Annotated in this window: 12 protein-coding genes; 8 read left to right on the top strand and 4 right to left on the bottom strand. The window is 63.0% G+C overall.

What is annotated here, in order from left to right; genetic code table 11:
• Positions 1-22 precede the first annotated feature (22 nt).
• The 5 genes from HF916_RS43025 to HF916_RS43005 all read left to right on the top strand — a co-directional run bounded on the left by HF916_RS43025 (position 23) and on the right by HF916_RS43005 (position 3,746).
• Positions 23-904: a MurR/RpiR family transcriptional regulator gene (locus HF916_RS43025; protein ID WP_106283662.1), complete on the top strand. Its 882-nt coding sequence runs from the start codon at positions 23-25 to the stop codon at positions 902-904.
• Positions 897-1,913, top strand: coding sequence for an inositol 2-dehydrogenase (iolG, locus tag HF916_RS43020; RefSeq protein WP_168794727.1), 1,017 nt, complete (start codon positions 897-899; stop codon positions 1,911-1,913). Before HF916_RS43025 ends, iolG begins: the two co-directional genes overlap by 8 nt.
• Entirely contained in the window at positions 1,913-2,956 is a 1,044-nt protein-coding gene (locus tag HF916_RS43015) for a Gfo/Idh/MocA family oxidoreductase (RefSeq protein ID WP_168794726.1), read from the top strand. The genes iolG and HF916_RS43015 overlap by 1 nt, the downstream gene beginning before the upstream one ends.
• 121 nt (positions 2,957-3,077) lie before the next feature.
• Positions 3,078-3,383: a hypothetical protein gene (locus HF916_RS43010; RefSeq protein WP_168794725.1), complete on the top strand. Its 306-nt coding sequence runs from the start codon at positions 3,078-3,080 to the stop codon at positions 3,381-3,383.
• A gap of 135 nt (positions 3,384-3,518) precedes the next feature.
• Positions 3,519-3,746, top strand: coding sequence for a sulfurtransferase TusA family protein (locus HF916_RS43005; RefSeq protein ID WP_041759012.1), 228 nt, complete (start codon positions 3,519-3,521; stop codon positions 3,744-3,746).
• Positions 3,747-3,875: 129 nt separating this feature from the next.
• On the opposite strand, the gene galU is transcribed toward HF916_RS43005, so the two are convergent.
• Positions 3,876-4,757, bottom strand: coding sequence for a UTP--glucose-1-phosphate uridylyltransferase GalU (gene galU, locus HF916_RS43000; RefSeq protein WP_168794724.1), 882 nt, complete (start codon positions 4,755-4,757; stop codon positions 3,876-3,878).
• A gap of 70 nt (positions 4,758-4,827) precedes the next feature.
• Complete coding sequence (locus HF916_RS42995; protein ID WP_168794723.1) at positions 4,828-7,707, bottom strand: valine--tRNA ligase; 2,880 nt, start codon at positions 7,705-7,707, stop codon at positions 4,828-4,830.
• Positions 7,708-8,741: 1,034 nt separating this feature from the next.
• On the opposite strand from HF916_RS42995, the gene HF916_RS42990 reads away from it, so the two are divergent.
• The gene (locus tag HF916_RS42990) at positions 8,742-11,093 is read left to right on the top strand and encodes a UvrD-helicase domain-containing protein (protein WP_168794722.1); all 2,352 of its coding nucleotides are present in this window, start codon (positions 8,742-8,744) and stop codon (positions 11,091-11,093) included.
• Positions 11,090-11,989 carry a 5'-methylthioadenosine/adenosylhomocysteine nucleosidase gene (locus HF916_RS42985; RefSeq protein WP_240975723.1) on the top strand — a complete coding sequence of 300 codons (900 nt, stop codon included), beginning with the start codon at positions 11,090-11,092 and terminating at the stop codon, positions 11,987-11,989. The genes HF916_RS42990 and HF916_RS42985 overlap by 4 nt, the downstream gene beginning before the upstream one ends.
• 182 nt (positions 11,990-12,171) lie before the next feature.
• Here the strand turns inward: HF916_RS42985 and HF916_RS42980 are convergent, their stop codons facing one another.
• The gene (locus HF916_RS42980) at positions 12,172-14,076 is read right to left on the bottom strand and encodes a propionate--CoA ligase (RefSeq protein WP_168794721.1); all 1,905 of its coding nucleotides are present in this window, start codon (positions 14,074-14,076) and stop codon (positions 12,172-12,174) included.
• 271 nt (positions 14,077-14,347) lie between these two features.
• A complete protein-coding gene (locus tag HF916_RS42975) occupies positions 14,348-15,610 on the bottom strand; it encodes an MFS transporter (RefSeq protein WP_168794720.1) in 1,263 nt (420 codons plus the stop codon).
• Between the two features lie 523 nt (positions 15,611-16,133).
• On the opposite strand from HF916_RS42975, the gene HF916_RS42970 reads away from it, so the two are divergent.
• Positions 16,134-17,807 (top strand): methyl-accepting chemotaxis protein, encoded by a 1,674-nt coding sequence (locus tag HF916_RS42970; protein WP_168794719.1) that lies wholly within the window; start codon positions 16,134-16,136, stop codon positions 17,805-17,807.
• Positions 17,808-17,982: the final 175 nt, after the last annotated feature.

Raw genomic sequence — 17,982 nt, 5'->3', positions numbered from 1 at the left:
ATAAAGCACCCGAGAGAGAGCCATGGCGGAAGAGAGCACCGAGGAATTGCCCAGCGTCGAAGAATTGATGCAGCGCATCGCGGAAAACTACGACGCGTTGCCGCGTCAGTTGAAGAATGTCGCGACGTATATCGAGCAGCATCGATCGAGCGTGATGGTGGACCGCACCAGCGACATCGCCGCGAGCTGCGGCGTGCATCCGTCCGCCGTGGTGCGTTTTGCGCAGCGCTTCGGCTTTTCCGGCTTCTCCGATCTGCAGGCGGTTTTTCGGCAGGCTTACACGGGGCAGGGCAGTTCGTCGCCGAGTTATCAGCAGCGCATTCGCAAGCTGATCGACGAAAAGCCGGGCGCGCTGTCCGGCGGTTCGGTGGCTCGCGAGTTCATCGCGGCCTCGCGCGGCGGTCTCGAAGAACTGGAGGCGGGGCTCGACGACAAGGAGTTCGACGCCGCGGTGAAGATGCTGCAACAGGCCGACAACATCTACGTGATCGGCGTGCGGCGCTCGTTTCCGGTGGCGAGCTATATCGTCTACGCACTGCAGCACACACCCAAGCGCGTGCACCTGGTGTCCGGTTTCGGCGGCATGTACCGCGAACAGATTCGTAGTGTGAAGAAGGGCGACGTGGTGATCGCGATCAGCTTTGCGCCCTATGGCAAGGAAACGCAGTATTGTTTGCGGGTCGCGCATCATCATCAGGCGAAGACGCTGGTTATTACGGATAGCCAACTATCTCCGCTCGCGCGTTATGCCAGCACGCAACTGTATGTGAAAGAGGGCAGCGCGTTCGCGTTCCGCTCGCTGACCAGCACGATCTGTTTGTGCCAGGCGTTGTTCATCGCGCTCGCGTACAAGCTCGAATTGAATGTTGAAGAATCCAAAGACACTGGAGGATACGATGACTGATGGGGCAAAGACGATCGACGTAGCGGTGTTCGGCGCGGGGCGCATCGGCAAGATTCATGCGGCGAATCTCGCGCGGCAGCCGGGCGTGCGGCTCAAGTATGTGGTCGACGTGAATCGCGAGGCCGCCGCGGCGCTCGCCGCCGAGCACGGCGCGCAGGTTGCCGATATCGACGCCGCGATGGGCGATGCGTCGATCGGTGCGACCGTGATCTGTTCGAGCACCGACACGCATGCCGATCTGATCATGCAATCCGCCGCGCAGAAGAAGCATGTGTTCTGCGAGAAGCCGGTCGATCTGACGCTGGAGCGTGCGCGCGCCTGTGCGGCAGCGGTGGAGCGCGCGGGCGTGGTGTGCATGATCGGTTTTCAGCGCCGTTTCGATCCGACGTTCTCGGCGTTGAAGGCGCGTCTCGATGCCGGCGAGATCGGCACGCCGGAAATGCTGATTGTGACGAGCCGCGATCCGGGGGCGCCGCCGGTCGAGTACATCAAGCATTCCGGCGGCATTTTCAAGGACATGCTGATTCACGACTTCGACATCTTCCGCTGGATTCTCGACGACGAAGCCGACACGCTGCACGCCACCGGCAGTTGTCTGAGCGACCCGGCGATTGCCGACGCGGGCGATATCGATTCGACCGCGGTCACGATTCGCACGAAGCGCGGCCGCCTGTGCCAGATCAATACCGCGCGGCGCGCCGCGTATGGTTACGACCAGCGCTTCGAAGTGCTGGGCAGCACCGGCATGCTGCAGGCGGGCAATGTGCGGCCCACGGAAGTCACTGCATATTCGAAAACCGAAGTGTCGAGCGACGTGCCGGAAGCGTTTTTTCTCGAACGTTACCGCGCGGCCTACGCGCATGAGATCGCGCATTTCTTCGATGCGGTGACACGTGGAAAGCCGGTGCGCACGACCGTCGCCGACGGTTTGAAGGCGCTCGAACTTGCCGACGCCGCGACCCGCTCGTGGCGCGAGGGACGTGCGGTCAAACTCGGCGAGACATCGTGATGACAGGCGCCGCAGGAAAGCTTCGATTGGGCGTGGTCGGTCTCGGGCGTCTCGGCAAGCGGCACGCGGAGAATCTGGCGTATCGCGTGCCGGGCGCGTCGCTCGTGGCCGCCTGCAGTCCGGTGGAAGAGGAGCGCGCATGGGCGCGAGAATCGTTGCCTTCGCCACGTCTGTACGACGATTACGCGGAACTGCTAGCTGATCGCGAGGTGGATGCGGTCTGGCTCGTCACGCCGTCTTCGTTGCACGCGCAGCAGATCGTCGACGCCTTGCAGGCCGGCAAGCATGTGTTCTGCGAGAAGCCTTTGTCGCTGGATCTCGCCGAGTGCGAGAGGGTGCTGGCCGAGGCCGCGCGCTATCCGCATTTGCAGGCCACCATCGGCTTCATGCGACGCTTCGATCCGAGCTATAAGGACGCGTTCGACAAGATCGAAGCCGGCAAGATCGGCCGGCCGTTTCTGGTGCGCTCGCAGACTGCGGATCAGAACGACAGCGATGGGTTTTTCGTGCGCTTTGCGGCGACGTCCGGCGGGATCTTTCTCGATTGCACCGTGCACGATATCGACGTCGCGCGCTGGCTACTTGGCAAACCGCGCGCGAAACGCGTGTTCGCGGCGGGTGCCGCGGTGATGCACGAAGGCTTGCGAGAGTTCGGCGATGTCGATAACGGTGTCGCGATCTGCGAGTTCGAGGACGGCAAGCTGGCCATGTTTTATGCATCGCGGACGCAGGCGCATGGGAATGACACGCACAGCGAGGTGATCGGCACGGCTGGGGCGCTGGCTATTGGACGTAATCCGCGCGCGAATCGGGTTGAGATTTACGACGCCACGGGGATTCGGAACGAATGCACGCCGAATTTTTTTGAGCGGTTTGAAGAGGCGTTTTTGTATGAGGCGCGGGCGTTTGTTGCAGCTGTGCAGGGTGGGGCGGCGTCTTCTGCTGTGCAAGCGGGGGCTTCGCTGGCGGATGCCTTGGAGGCAACGCGGATTGGGGTGGCGTTGCGGGAGTCGTTGTTGAAAGGGGAGGCTGTTTCTTTGTAGGGGCTTTTTGTCATATTCGGACCTCATTGCAAGTCCTCTGCATCAGATTGAGACGCGTCTGATCGTGCTGCAGCGCTGCCCATGCGATCGTTGTCGAATTCCGATTCGATGCGAGATAGACATGAAGGCATTTGCTGTTATGACGGTAGTCGTCGCTTGTGCGGCGGGGTTGGGCGGTTGCGTCACACCAACGCATACCTACGACGAAATCCATTCGCGCGGCTGGACGAAAGAGGCTTTTGATCAGCGGTATCCAGCCGGGACATCACAAGTCGAAGTGTTCAAGAAACTTGGCGGTCCATTCGCGGCGAATTCTGCCGGCGACGTTTCCCGGTGGGATTACGTCGGCGGCGTGTCGGGTCAGCAGCATGTCACGTTCATTTTCCGCAAAGGCTTGCTCACCGAAAAACGATTTGAGAATTTTTGATCCGATGCAATGCTTATTGGACCCAGGAAGGGGGCCCCAAACTCGCTGCCCGGCGGCCGCCCACCACCTGCTGTAGAATTTGACCCTTCAGCGTTATAGAAGACGCCCCGCCCCCGAAGGTCATCGTCGATGCAAATTCAGATTCACAAGGAAGTCGATGCGCGCGGGCTCATGTGCCCGCTGCCGATTTTGCGCGCCAAGAAGGCGCTCGCCGACATGGAAAGCGGCCAGATTCTCAAGGTGCTCGCCACCGATCCGGGCTCGCAACGCGATTTCGCCGCGTTTGCGCGGCAAACCGGCAATGAAATCGTCGAAAGCTCCGCGCACGACAAGGTTTTCACCTTCCTGATGAAGCGCCGCTGACGCCGACGCACCAACGCGCGCGCCCCTGAGCGGTCGCCAAAAAACAAAAGGCGCTGTGCCCGCGAATGCGGGCACAGCGCCTTTTAACTTCGGTTCAACGCTACCGAGAGGCTACCGGCTCAAAGCCGCTCAACCTTCCAGCACCGGCGAACGGGTGCGCAGATATTCTTCGAAATCGGCAGCCACTTCCGGGTGACGCAAGGCGAACTCGACCGTCGCCTTCAGATAACCCAGCTTGCTGCCGCAGTCGAAACGCGTGCCGTGATACTTGTACGCCAGTACCTGCTCGTCGGCGAGCAGCGAATGAATCGCGTCCGTCAACTGCAATTCGCCGCCTGCGCCCGGCTTCAAAGCACGCAGATGTTCGAAGATGCGCGGCTTCAGCACATAGCGGCCCACCACGCCGAGATTCGACGGCGCCACGCTCGGCTCCGGCTTTTCGACGATACCCGACATCTTGATGATCGAGTCTTCCCACTCCTTGCCGTCGACGATACCGTACGACTTGGTTTCCTGAGCGGGAATCTCTTCGACGCCGATCACCGAGCTGTGATAGTGGTCGAACACCTCGATCATCTGCGTCATGACGGGCGGCGTGCCGTACAGCAAGTCGTCCGCGAGAATGACGGCGAACGGGTTGTCGCCCACCAGCTTTTCGGCGCACATCACCGCGTGGCCCAAGCCCAATGCTTCCGGCTGACGCACGTAGAAACAGTCAACATGGCTCGGCTTGATGCTGCGCACGAGCTCCAGCAGCTTGTCCTTGCCGCGTGCCTCGAGTTCCGCCTCGATTTCATACGACTTATCGAAGTGGTCCTCGATCGCGCGCTTGCTGCGGCCCGTGACGAAGATCATTTCGGTGATGCCGGCTGCCATTGCCTCTTCGACCGCGTACTGGATCAGTGGCTTGTCGACAATCGGGAGCATCTCTTTCGGGCTAGCCTTCGTGGCAGGGAGGAACCGGGTGCCAAGACCTGCTACCGGAAAAACCGCCTTCGTAACTTTTAGCATGTGATTACCCTGAATCCTCTGGTTTAGCTATCGGTCCTTGCCTGCCTCTTGGGGCGGGCACGGAGCGTAATCAGACCGGCAAGCGCCCCAACTGGGCTTTCAGCTTGCCCACCGTAGCTTCGAATTCTGCCAGTCTTTTCTGCTCCTGCTCAACGACTGCCGGCGGTGCCTTTGCAACGAAACTTTCATTCTGCAATTTTCCGTTGCACTTGATGATTTCCGTGCTCAACCGCGCAATCTCCTTCGACAACCGCTCGCGCTCGACGGCCACATCGATTTCCACCTTCAGCACGAGCTTGTCATTCCCCACGATAGCAATTGGCGCGCCATCTGCCTGCGCATCCAGGCTTGCCTCGTCGGCAATGATCTGCACTTCGGACAAACGGGCCAATGCCTGTGCGTACGGAGCAAAGGTACGCAGGCGCTCCGCGTTGCCGGTAGCGAGCAACGGCACCTTGACCGCCGGCGACAGATTCATTTCGCCGCGCAGATTCCGGCACGCATCGATCACTGCTTTCAGATCGGCCGCCCACTGCTCCGCGTCTTCATCGATCTTCGACGGCTCGGCGACGGGGTAAGGCTGCACCATGATGGACGCTTCGCCCTCGGCTTTGCCCTCGGGATAACGCCCGGCCAACGGCGCCACTTTTTGCCACAGCGCCTCGGTGATGAACGGAATCACCGGATGCGCCAGGCGCAGCACCGTCTCGAGCACGCGCAGCAGCGTGCGACGAGTTGCGCGCTGCTGGTTCGGCTGACCCGTCTGGATCTGAACCTTGGCGAGTTCGAGATACCAGTCACAGTATTCGTCCCATACGAACTTGTATAGGGCGTTGGCCACATTGTCAAAACGATAGTCGGCGAAACCCTTGGCGATTTCCGCTTCCACGCGCTGCAGACGCGAGACGATCCAGAAATCGGCCTGCGAGAAATGCAGGTGGCCGTCCGGGCCGCATTCGCCGCATTGTTCCGGCTTGCCGAAGCCGCAATCGTGGCCTTCGCAGTTCATCAGCACGAAACGGGTGGCATTCCACAGCTTGTTGCAGAAATTGCGATAGCCTTCGCAGCGCGCCAGGTCGAAGTTGACGTTGCGGCCGAGCGTGGCCATCGAGGCCATCGTGAAGCGCAATGCGTCGGTGCCGAACGCGGGGATGCCGTCGGGGAATTCCTTACGGGTTTTCTTTTCGATCGACGCAGCCTGCTTCGGGTTCATCAAGCCGGTGGTGCGCTTGGCGACCAGCGCGTCGAGGTCGATGCCGTCGACGATATCGATCGGGTCGAGCGTGTTGCCCTTGCTCTTCGACATCTTCTGGCCTTCGGCGTCGCGCACGAGACCGTGCACGTAGACCGTGTCGAATGGCACCTGGCCGGTGAAGTGCGTGGTCATCATGACCATGCGCGCGACCCAGAAGAAGATGATGTCGAAGCCGGTGACCAGCACCGACGACGGCAGGAAGTGCTTCAGTTCCTGCGTTTCATTCGGCCAGCCGAGCGACGAGAACGGCACCAGAGCAGACGAGAACCACGTGTCGAGCACGTCTTCGTCGCGTCGGAGTGCGCCCGTGTAGCCGGCCGCCGTGGCCTTGGCGCGCGCGTCGTCTTCGGTCTTCGCCACGAAGATTTCGCCGTTTTCGCCGTACCACGCCGGAATCTGATGGCCCCACCAGAGCTGGCGCGAGATGCACCAGTCCTGGATGTTCTCGAGCCATTGGTAGTACGTGGTAGTCCAGTTTTCCGGCACGAACTTGATTTCGCCGCTGCGAACCACGCCGAGCGCCGTTTCCGCGATCGATTTGCCCGGATTGAAGGTACCTTCCGGCGCCGGCTTGCTCATGGCGACGAACCATTGGTCCGTCAGCATCGGCTCGATCGCGACGCCCGTACGGTCGCCGCGCGGCACCATCAGCTTGTGCGGCTTGACCGACTCGAGCACGCCGAGCGCTTCGAGGTCGGCCACTACCTGCTTGCGAGCTTCGAAACGGTCGAGGCCGCGGTATTTTTCCGGGGCGTTGTCGTTGATCTTCGCGTCGAGCGTCAGGATTTCGATCATCGGCAGCTTGTGGCGCAGACCGACCTGATAGTCGTTGAAATCGTGCGCGGGCGTGACCTTGACGACGCCGGTGCCGAATTCGCGGTCCACGTAGTCGTCGGCGATGATCGGCACTTCGCGGCCCGACAGCGGCAGCGTGACCGTCTTGCCGATCAGGTGCGCGTAGCGCTCGTCTTCCGGGTGGACCATCACGGCGGTGTCGCCGAGCATGGTTTCCGGGCGCGTGGTGGCGACCGTGAGATGGCCCGAACCGTCGGTAAGCGGGTACTGGATGTGCCAGAGCGAGCCGTTTTCTTCTTCGCTGACCACTTCGAGATCGGAGACGGCGGTGAGCAGCACCGGGTCCCAGTTCACGAGGCGCTTGCCGCGATAGATCAGGCCCTGTTCATACAGGCGTATGAAGACGTCGCGCACGGCGGCCGACATCTTGTCGTCCATCGTGAAGTATTCGCGCGACCAGTCGATCGAGGCGCCGAGGCGGCGCACCTGGTTCGTGATGGTCGAGCCGGATTCCTGTTTCCATTCCCAGACGCGTTCGATGAACTTTTCGCGGCCGAGGTCGTGGCGCGAGACGCCTTGCGCGTCCAGTTGCCGTTCGACGACGATCTGCGTGGCGATGCCCGCGTGGTCCGTGCCCGGCACCCACAGGGTGTTTTCGCCGAGCATGCGGTGATAGCGGGTGAGGCCGTCCATGATCGTCTGGTTGAACGCATGGCCCATGTGGAGGGTGCCCGTGACGTTCGGCGGCGGCAACTGGATCGAGAAATCTTTCCGGTTTTCCTCCATGGCGGGCGTCGCGTAGGCGCGCTTTTCCCATTCGGGGCCCCAGTGGGCTTCAATGGTGTGGGGCTCGAAGCTTTTGGTAAGCGTGGAGGTGGTGTCGCTCGGGGTCTCGCTCATTGTGTCGGTTCGGCTGGTGAATGCTGGGAATGGTTGATTATAAGCGGCGCCTGGGGGGCGGGCGGGTTTTGGGTGTTTGGCCGGTTTGCTGTGTTTCTTATGGTGTTGGCCTTTCCTTGAATTCTTTGTGGTTTATTGGGGTTGCCCCTGTGCGGGGCGGCACTCCCTTTCTTTGCATGCCGCAAAGAAAGGAAGCAAAGAAAGCGGCTTCACACCGCCAGCCTATAAGCGGGTCCCCCGCGCAGCCACGATAGTGGCGCATCTGGAATCCGTGCCGCCGCGCATTCCGCGTTCGTGACAAGGCCGTCATTCTTCCGGCGGCGCTGCGCGCGCCGTCGCGGTCGTTCTGCAAACCGTCTGTGGCTTCACGCTGGACGGTTCCTCATCAAGCCGTGGACGGTTTTCCCGCATGGTGCGGCTTGTCAGGGTGCTCGGTCTTTTTCGCGCTCGGGACCGTTTTCGCCACCATTTTTCGCTCCCAGCGGCATTTCCTGTAGTGCCAGCTCCGTCCGGCCCGGGCGCCTTCAAAACAACCGTTTCGCGGCATCGCTGGGACGAAGCCGATGCCCCCACCGCGCGCGCAGCCGCTGGTTTTCAGGCAGACCGTTCCGGCGAGCGCGCAGCGCGAGGCGGAAAGTATGACTGCCTTGTCACAAGCGCTGGATGTGCGGGGGCACGGATTCCAGATGCACCACTGCCTCCTCCAAGCCAGGGGACCCGCTTATAGGCTGGCGGTGTAAAGCCGCTTTCTTTGCTTCCTTTCTTTGCGGCATGCAAAGAAAGGGAGTGCCGCCCCGCACAGGGGCAACCCCAATAGACCACCGTGAATTCAAGGAAAGGCCCACACCGCAAGCAAACCAGACCACCGCGAATTCAGCAAAAGGCCCACACCGCAAGCAAACCAGACCACCATAACTCTAAGAAATCCCCACCAAAACCTAAAAGCAAATACACCCCAACCCGCCGAGCAGGCAAAAAAACCGCCCCCCCTCCGGGGCATATAATGTCGAACGACCCGCCGCCCCTCCAGACAAATGCCCGACCTGCTAGCCAATCTAAACCCCGAACAACACGCCGCCGTCACGCTCCCCAACGAGCCCGCGCTCATTCTCGCCGGCGCGGGCAGCGGCAAGACCCGCGTCCTGATCACGCGTATCGCGTGGCTCATCCAGCACGGCCTGGCGTCGCCCGCCACCATTCTGGCGGTGACCTTCACCAACAAAGCCGCCCGCGAAATGATGTCGCGTCTGTCGGCGCTTCTGCCGATCGACACGCGCGGCATGTGGATCGGCACCTTCCACGGCCTGTGTAATCGCATGCTGCGCGCACATCATCGCGACGCGGGCCTGCCGGCCACCTTCCAGATTCTCGATACCGCGGACCAGCTGTCCGCGATCAAGCGTCTGATGAAAGGCCTCAACATCGACGACGAAAAGTACCCGGCGAAAAACCTCCAGTACTTCATCAACAACGCGAAGGAACAAGGTCTGCGGCCGAAAGACGTCGACGCCACCGACAACTTCAACCGCAAATTCGTCGAACTCTACGAAGCCTACGATCAGCAATGCCAGCGCGAAGGCGTCGTCGACTTTCCGGAGCTGCTGCTGCGCTGCTACGAGCTGCTCGCACACAACCCGCCGCTGCGCGCCCACTACCAGGCGCGCTTCAGGCACATTCTGGTCGACGAGTTCCAGGACACCAACAAGCTGCAATACGCGTGGCTCAAGATGCTGGCGGGCCAGACCAACTCGATCTTCGCCGTCGGCGACGACGACCAGTCGATCTACGCCTTCCGCGGCGCGAACGTCGGCAACATGCGCGACTTCGAACATGAGTTCAACGTCCGCCACCTGATCAAGCTCGAACAGAACTACCGCTCGCACGGCCATATTCTCGACGCCGCCAATCAGCTCATCGCCAACAACTCGCGGCGTCTGGGCAAGAATCTGCGTACCGACGCGGGTCACGGCGAACCGGTTCGCGTGTATGAATCCGCGACCGATTCGCAGGAAGCCGGCTGGATCGTCGAGGAAATCAAGGCGCTGATCAGCACCGGCACGTCGCGCAGCGAAGTCGCGATTCTCTATCGCAGCAACGCGCAGTCGCGCATGATCGAACACACGCTGGTCAACGCGGGCATCGCGTATCGCGTGTACGGCGGCTTGCGCTTTTTCGAGCGCCAGGAAGTCAAGCACGCGCTCGCCTATCTGCGCCTGATCGACAATCCGAACGACGACACCGCGTTCGCGCGCGTCGTCAATTTCCCGACGCGCGGCGTCGGGGCGCGCTCGATCGAGCAGCTCGCGGACGCGGCGCGTCTGTATAACTGCTCGATGGCCGCAGCGATTCCGTATGTGGCGGGCAAGGCGGGTTCGAGCCTCGCGGGCTTCGCGAACCTGGTCGGCAAGATGCGCGCGGAAACGCAGCAGATGAGCCTGCCGGAAACCGTCGAATACGTGGTGCGCACGAGCGGTCTCTCGGAGTTCTATCAGAACGAACGCGAAGGCCAGGACCGGCTGGAGAACTTGCAGGAACTGGTCAACGCGGCCGCGGCGTTCGTCAGCGAAGAGGGCTACGGCATGGACACGCCGGCGCGCTCCATTCCGCTGCGTCCGGGCGCGACCGCCGCGCCCGAACTGGCCCTCGCCACCGACGATCCGAATACCGTCGTGCTCGACGCGCCCGGCATCGCCGACCCGGCGCAAAACCCGGACACGATGACGCCGCTCGCCGGTTTCCTGTCGCACGCGTCGCTCGAAGCGGGCGACAACCAGGCGCAAGCCGGCCAGGAAGCCGTGCAACTGATGACGGTGCACGCGGCGAAGGGCCTCGAGTTCACGGCGGTGTTCATCACCGGTCTCGAAGAGGGGTTGTTCCCGCACGAAAACAGCGCGAAGGAATCGGACGGTCTGGAAGAGGAGCGTCGCCTGATGTACGTGGCGATCACGCGCGCCAAGGAGCGGCTGTATCTGTCGTTCGCGCAGAGCCGCATGCTGCACGGCCAGACCCGCTACAACATCCGTTCGCGTTTCTTCGACGAACTGCCGCAGGAAACGCTCAAGTGGCTCACGCCGAAGGTCGAGGCGGGCGCGCGTTGGGGTGGCCGTTCGGACAACGCGGGTTATGGGCGCGACTGGTTCGCGCGGCCGGGTTATACGGGGGCCGCGTCGTCGACGCCGGCGCCGTTGCCCGCGTTCGCGAACGAACAGCGTGCAGCGGAAACGGGTTTCCGCGTCGGCCAGCAGGTATTCCACACGAAGTTCGGCGAAGGCACGATCACCGCGCTCGAAGGCGGCGGCACCGACGCCAAGGCGCAGGTCAAATTCAAGCGGCACGGCGAGAAGTGGCTGGCGCTCGCGGTCGCTAAATTGCAGGCGGTGGAATGAGCGGGACGGGCGCAGGCACGCAGGCGTCGGGCGCGGCCGGTGTCGGCGCGGCCGGCACACGAGTGGCTGATGGAGACTCGGCGGCCGCTGTCACCTCCGGTATCGATCCGAACCGCAGCGGCGCGCCGGTTTCGCATCGGCCGCTTGGGATTCTGGCGGCGTTGCCGCAAGAGCTCGGCGATCTGATCGAAGCGATGCGCGCCGAGTCCGGCGTGCGCACGATCACGCATGGTCAGCGCGACTATCATCTGGGCACCGTCCACGGCGCGCCGTGTGTCGTGACGCTGGCGCGCGTCGGCAAGGTCGCGGCAGCGGCCACGGTCAGCGCGCTGATCCATGCATTCGACGTGGAAGCGATCGTCTTCACCGGCGTGGCAGGCGGCGTGGGCAGCGAGGTGCGGGTGGGCGACATCGTCGTCGCCGACGCGCTGCTGCAGCACGATCTCGACGCGTCGCCGCTGTTTCCGCGTTTCGAGGTGCCGTTGCTGGGCATCTCGCGATTCGATGCCGACGCAGCGCTGGCCGATCAACTTGCCGCGGCCTGTGAGCGCTTCGTCGCGGAAGAGGGCGCGGCCTCGGCGGCGCGTTTCGGCACGCGTGAGCCGCGCGTGCATCGCGGTTTGATCATCAGCGGCGATCAGTTCGTGGCCAGCGCGGCGGGCGTTCAGGCCTTGCGCGAGGCATTGCCGGATGCGCTCGCCGTGGAGATGGAAGGCGCGGCGATCGCGCAGGTCTGTTACGAGTACGGCGTGCCGTGCGCGGTCGTGCGTACCGTTTCCGATACCGCCGACGATCACGCGCCCGAGTCTTTCGTGTCGTTTCTCACGGAGATCGCGGGCACGTATTCGAACGCGATTCTGACGCGGTTTCTGGAAGCGCGCAGTTCGACGGTCTGACGCCCGCGTCGAGGTGTGCATGTCGATACATTCATAACGACATGCGCTTCACCTCCGCCGCAGCTTTGCAAGCGACTCGTCCCTAGCGGCGCCTGGCGCGTCGTGCGATTGCCGCGAGGCAGTCGCCGGATCGTAGATCATCGGCAAATCGCACGACTTCAACCGCGTCGCGACTTCGCAATCTATTTCTCCCCGCCATCCCCCAGCGCCTCACGCACCTGCTGCAACGCCGCCGGATCCTCGATGGTCGGCAGATCGCCCGGCTCGCGTCCCTCGGCGAGCGCCGCGATCGCGCGGCGCAGCAGCTTGCCGGAGCGTGTCTTCGGCAGCATCGACACCACCACGACCCGTGACGGCCGCGCAATCGCGCCGAGCTGGCGGTCTACCGTCGTCGTGAGTTCGGCTTCCAGTTTGCTGCGCTTTTTCTTGTCCGCGTAGGCCTGCGCGTCGCGCAGCACCACGAAGGCCATCGCCGCCTGACCCTTCACCGGATCCGTCACGCCGACCACCGCCACTTCCGCGACGGCCGCGTGGCTCGACAACGCTTCCTCGATCTCGCGCGTGCCGAGCCGGTGGCCGGCGACGTTGATCACGTCGTCGGTACGGCCGAGGATCGTCACGTAGCCGTCTTCGTCCTGCACGCCCCAGTCGAAAGTCGAATAGACCTGCTGGTTCGGAACGCTCGACCAGTAGGTGCTGACGAAGCGTTTGTCGTCGCCCCATACCGTCGACATGCAGCCTGGCGGCAGCGGATAGTCCAGCGTCAGCACGCCTTTTTCGCCGGGCGGGCAAGGCTCGCCGGTGAGCTCGTTGCGCAAGGTCAGATTGAAACCCGCCGACGGCACGCCCGGCGAGCCGAGTTTGGTCGGCAGCGCCTCGACGCCGCGCGGAATCGCCAGCATCGGCCAGCCGGTCTCGGTCTGCCAGTAGTTGTCGATCACCGGCTTGCCGAGCGCGCCGGCGATCCAGGCGGCGGTCGGTTCGTCGAGCGGCTCGCCGGCGAGGAACAGGGCGCGCAGGCTCGTCAGATCGGCTTTCTTCATCAGCGCCGGGTCCTGCTTCTTCAGCACGCGCAGCGCGGTCGGCGCGGTGAACATCAGATTGATCCGGTGATGGGCGACAAGACGCCACCAGATGCCGCCGTCCGGACGGATCGGCGTGCCTTCGTACATCACGGTGGTGAGGCCCGCGATCAACGGCGCGTAGACGATATAGCTATGACCGACCACCCAGCCCACGTCCGACGCGGTGAACATCACGTCGCCCGCCTTGCCCTGAAAGATGTGTTCCATCGATGCCGCCAGCGCGACCGCGTAGCCGCCGACATCGCGTTGCACGCCCTTCGGCTTGCCGGTCGTACCCGACGTGTACAGCACATAGGAAGGCTCGTTCGATTCGAGCCACTCGCACGACACGTGGGCGTCGAAGAACTGCTCGCGCAGCGGTTCGTAGGCGACCAGGTAGCTGGCATTGAGCCGCTCGGGCGCGAGTTGCCGATCGATCAGCAAGACATGCGGCGTCTTGTGTTTCGCGCGGGCGAGCGCTTCGTCCATCAGCGGCGTGTAGTCGATCACCTTGCCGCCGCGCGCGCCGGCGTCGGCGGTGACGATCAGCACCGGCTTCGCGTCGTCGATGCGGGCCGCGAGGTTCGGCGCCGCGAAGCCGCCGAACACTACCGAGTGAATCGCGCCGAGGCGCGCGCAGGCGAGCATCGCGAACAGGGCTTCGGGGATCATCGGCAGATAGAGCAGCACCACGTCGCCGCGCTTCACGCCGAGCGAGCGCATGACCGCCGCCATCCGGTTGATTTCCGCGTATAGCTCGGCGTAGGTGTAGCGCCGCTCGATGCCGGTTTCCGTCGACACATACACCAGCGCGTTCTGCTGCGCGCGCTCGGCCAGATGACGGTCCACCGCGTTATGGCACAGGTTCGTGCGGCCGCCGACAAACCAGCGCGCGAACGGCGGATTCGAACGGTCGAGCACCGTGTCGAACGGCGTGTGCCAATGGATGCGCCGCGCTTCGTCGCGCCAGAATGCTTCGGGGTCTTCGATCGAACGGCGGTGGAAGTCGCGATAGCTTGTCATCTGCGGCGATCCTTCTGCTGCGTGAGTGAACGGATGTCGGGTCGTGCGGCCGTGTGGCGCGGCGCGAGAAGGGCGTGTGTCCGCACAAGCATAGAGCAGGCGTGGCTCGGCGGACAACGCGGGTTCACCATGAGCGAGGCAGCGTGCTATCGGGCGCGATGATGAGTTGCGCTTCCGATAGCGCGCCGCAACCAGCCGCTTTACGCACAGACAAAGAAAAAGGCGCCGAAGCGCCTTTTTCTGATCAGACTTACCGTCAGACGGTCATCGATCACGCCTTCGCGCGCTTGCCTTCCACGTCTGGCAGGAACACCGTCAGCACGCCGATCAGCGGCAGGAACGAGCAGACCTTGTACACGTACGTGATGCTGGTGGCATCGGCCAGTTGCCCGAGCACCGCCGCGCCGATCCCGCCCATGCCGAACGCGAACCCGAAGAAGAGGCCGGCGACCATGCCCACCTTGCCGGGGATCAAGTCCTGCGCATACACGAGGATCGCCGAGAACGCCGAGGCCAGCACCACGCCGATGATCACCGTCAGCACGCCGGTCCAGAACAGATTGGCATACGGCAGCAGCAGTGTGAACGGCGCCACGCCGAGGATCGACACCCAGATCACATACTTGCGGCCGATCTTGTCGCCGATCGGACCGCCGATCACCGTGCCCGCCGCCACGGCAGCCAGGAACACGAACAGGTGGACCTGCGCGGCCTGCACCGGCAGATGGAACTTGTCGATCAGATAGAACGTGAAGTAGCTATTGATGCTGGCGAGATAGAAGTATTTCGAAAACACCAGCAGGATCAGCATGCCCATCGCGAACATGACCTTGTTGCGCGACAGCGTGGCGTGACCGGCGACGCTGCGTGCCTTCTTCACCGACGGATGCTGCTTGTACCAGCGGCCGATCTGCGTCAGCACGACGATCGCGACGAGCGCCGCCACCGAAAACCACGCGATGCTGCGCTGGCCGTGCGGAATCACGATCAACGCGGCGAGCAGCGGCCCGAGCGACGAACCCGCATTGCCGCCCACCTGAAACAGCGACTGCGCGAGTCCGTGACGGCCGCCCGACGCCATGCGCGCCACCCGCGACGATTCCGGGTGGAACACCGACGAACCGCAGCCGACCAGCGCCGCCGCCATCAGCAGCACGCCGAAGCTGGGCGCGACCGACATCAGCAACAGCCCGGCAAGTGTGAATCCCATGCCGACCGGCAGCGAATACGGCTTCGGATGCTTGTCCGTATAACTGCCGATGAGCGGCTGCAGCAGCGACGCGGTGATCTGATAGGTCAGCGTGATCAGGCCGATCTGGCCGAACGACAGCGAGAAGTTGTCTTTCAGCATCGGATAGATCGCCAGAATCAACGACTGGATCATGTCGTTGAGCAGGTGCGAGAAGCTGATCGCGCCGAGCACGGAGTACACCGTGCGCTGCACTTTGGCGGCCGGTTGCGCGGCGGAGGCCGCGCCGGTTCCAGTTCCGGCTGGCGCGCCGGCGAGGGCGCTTTTATCGAGGCTCGTTTCCATACGCTAGCTGAGAGAGAAGAAAGAGTGATCTGAAGCCGCCGGACGCTGTTTGGGCAACGTTTTCAGCGCTGCGGCATTTCGACGCGGTATTTTGCGTTGTCAACTAATTGTGGAAGTTTAATGTGGCCTGACCGAATTGTAAGGACAACTTTTGTCGCGAATCGGACATGTGTTGCTGATTAGGGCCAGAGACCGCGCGCCGAAACTGGGAACCGCGCGCACCTCGACGGTGCCGGGACGGGTGTGCTGCCATGGCCACGCGCGGCTGGCAAGTCGTCTGATATATACCGACCGCCGATTTTTGGCCGTGTATAAAACGGTCGCGGGCGCGAGGCTTACAAAGCGGCGCGCCGAGGACCGGGCGGCACATGTGGCAAAACGCGTGGCAACACGTGTGGCGAAAGCGGCGGGCATTTCGCGAGCGACGTTAAAGATCGCGGGCGTTTTTGCCGTAGACCCGGAGAGATAAGCAGCAATGCCGGAACCGACCTTTCCGGCAGCTCTAAACGTGGGGACGGGGAATATGAAAGCAGTTTCGCTGGGTAGCCAGACGGGCACGGGGTTCGTTTCGGAGGGAGAAGCGGCGGGCAAGCCGCCGCGTGGCCAGAGCAGCCGTTCGCGGGCGGTGAAGCTCAAGGGTTTGTCGGTGAAGGCGATGTTGCGCCTCGCGTTTGCCGTGCTGCTGGTCGGCACGCTGCTGATTGGCGTGTTTTCGCTGACCCAGATCAGCCGTCTGAATGCGTCCACCCAATCGATCTACGATCAGGGGCACGTCGCCAGCCGTGCCGCCGAAGAAGCGCGCGGCCACATGCTGCGCGCGAGCCGCGCGCAAAAAATGCTGCTCACCGCCACCACCGCGAAAGAGCGCGACGAACTCGGCACCGACATCGAGGCGGGCCTGACCGGTCTCGCCGCGCAACTCGGCACGCTGCAACAGTACGTCGACACGTCCGACGCGAAGGCCGTCGATCAGCAGAAGAAATTCGCCGCCGCCGTGACGCTGTGGAGCGGGCATCTGCGCGACTTCGTGACGCTCGTGAAAGCGCAGCCGCTCGATCTCTCGCAGATGAACTGGCAGGTCGGCACGCAGGACGTGTCGCTGCTGGTCGAAACCGGCAAACTCGAAAAAATGGTCGACGAACTCGTCGCGCAGCGCGGCACGGCGGCCAAGGCGACCATCGAGGCGTCGGGCTTTATTTACCACTCGTCGTTCGTGATGATCGCGGTGGCGACGCTCGGGCTGATCGTGCTCGCGTTCGGCATCAGCGAGTGGGTCGTGCGGCGCCTCGCCGGTCAGCTCGGCGGCGAGCCGGCGTATGCGAAGGAAATTGCCAGCCGGATCGCGGCGGGCGATCTGTCGGTCGAGATCGCGCTGGGTCGCAAGGACAAGTCGAGCATGCTGTTCGCGCTGCACGACATGCAAAGCGGGCTCGCAACGACGGTTGCTGACATAGCGTCGAGCGCTGACGCGATTGCGACGGCGTCGGGTGAGATTTCGATGGGCAATCTGGACCTGTCGCAGCGCACCGAGCAGCAGGCGATGGCGCTCGAGCGTACCGCGAGCAGCATGGAGCAGTTGACGTCGACGGTTCGTCAGAACGCCGACAACGCGAAGCAGGCGAGTACGCTGGCTAACAACGCGTCGGAGATCGCGGAGAAGGGCGGCGCCGTAGTGAGCCGCGTGGTCGCGACGATGAACGCTATCAACGATAGCGCGCGCAGTATTGGCGACATCATTGGCGTGATCGAAGGGATTGCGTTTCAGACCAATATTCTTGCTTTGAATGCGGCGGTCGAGGCTGCGCGAGCCGGCGAGGAAGGGCGCGGATTCTCGGTGGTGGCCGCGGAAGTGCGCAATCTGGCACAACGCAGTGCCGCTGCCGCGAAAGAGATCAAGGGGTTGATCAGCACGTCGGTGGAGCGCGTGAGCAACGGCTCGACCCTGGCTCAGGACGCCGGGCAAACCATGGATGAAGTGGTCAAGGCGGTGAAGCGCGTGACCGACATCATGGGGGAGATTTCGGCGGCTTCTTCCGAGCAGAGTGCCGGGATCGAGGAGATCAACCTTGCGGTGACGCAGATGGATTCTGGGACGCAGCAGAATGCGGCGTTGGTGGAGGAGGCTACTGCTGCTGCCAGGTCGTTGGATGATCAGGCGCGGGGGTTGAAGGTGATGGTGGGGAAGTTCAGGTTGTGAGTTTGGGGTTTTGGCTCGGTGGTTTTTTTGTTTGGGATCCTTAGGTGTTGGCCTTTCCTTGAATTCACGGTGGTCTATTGGGGTTGCCCCTGTGCGGGGCGGCACTCCCTTTCTTTGCATGCCGCAAAGAAAGGAAGCAAAGAAAGCGGCTTTACACCGCCAGCCTATAAGCGGG

This window comes from Paraburkholderia aromaticivorans (assembly GCF_012689525.1).
In the GTDB taxonomy this organism is placed as follows: domain Bacteria; phylum Pseudomonadota; class Gammaproteobacteria; order Burkholderiales; family Burkholderiaceae; genus Paraburkholderia; species Paraburkholderia aromaticivorans_A.
This window is presented reverse-complemented; position numbering and strand designations above follow the sequence as displayed.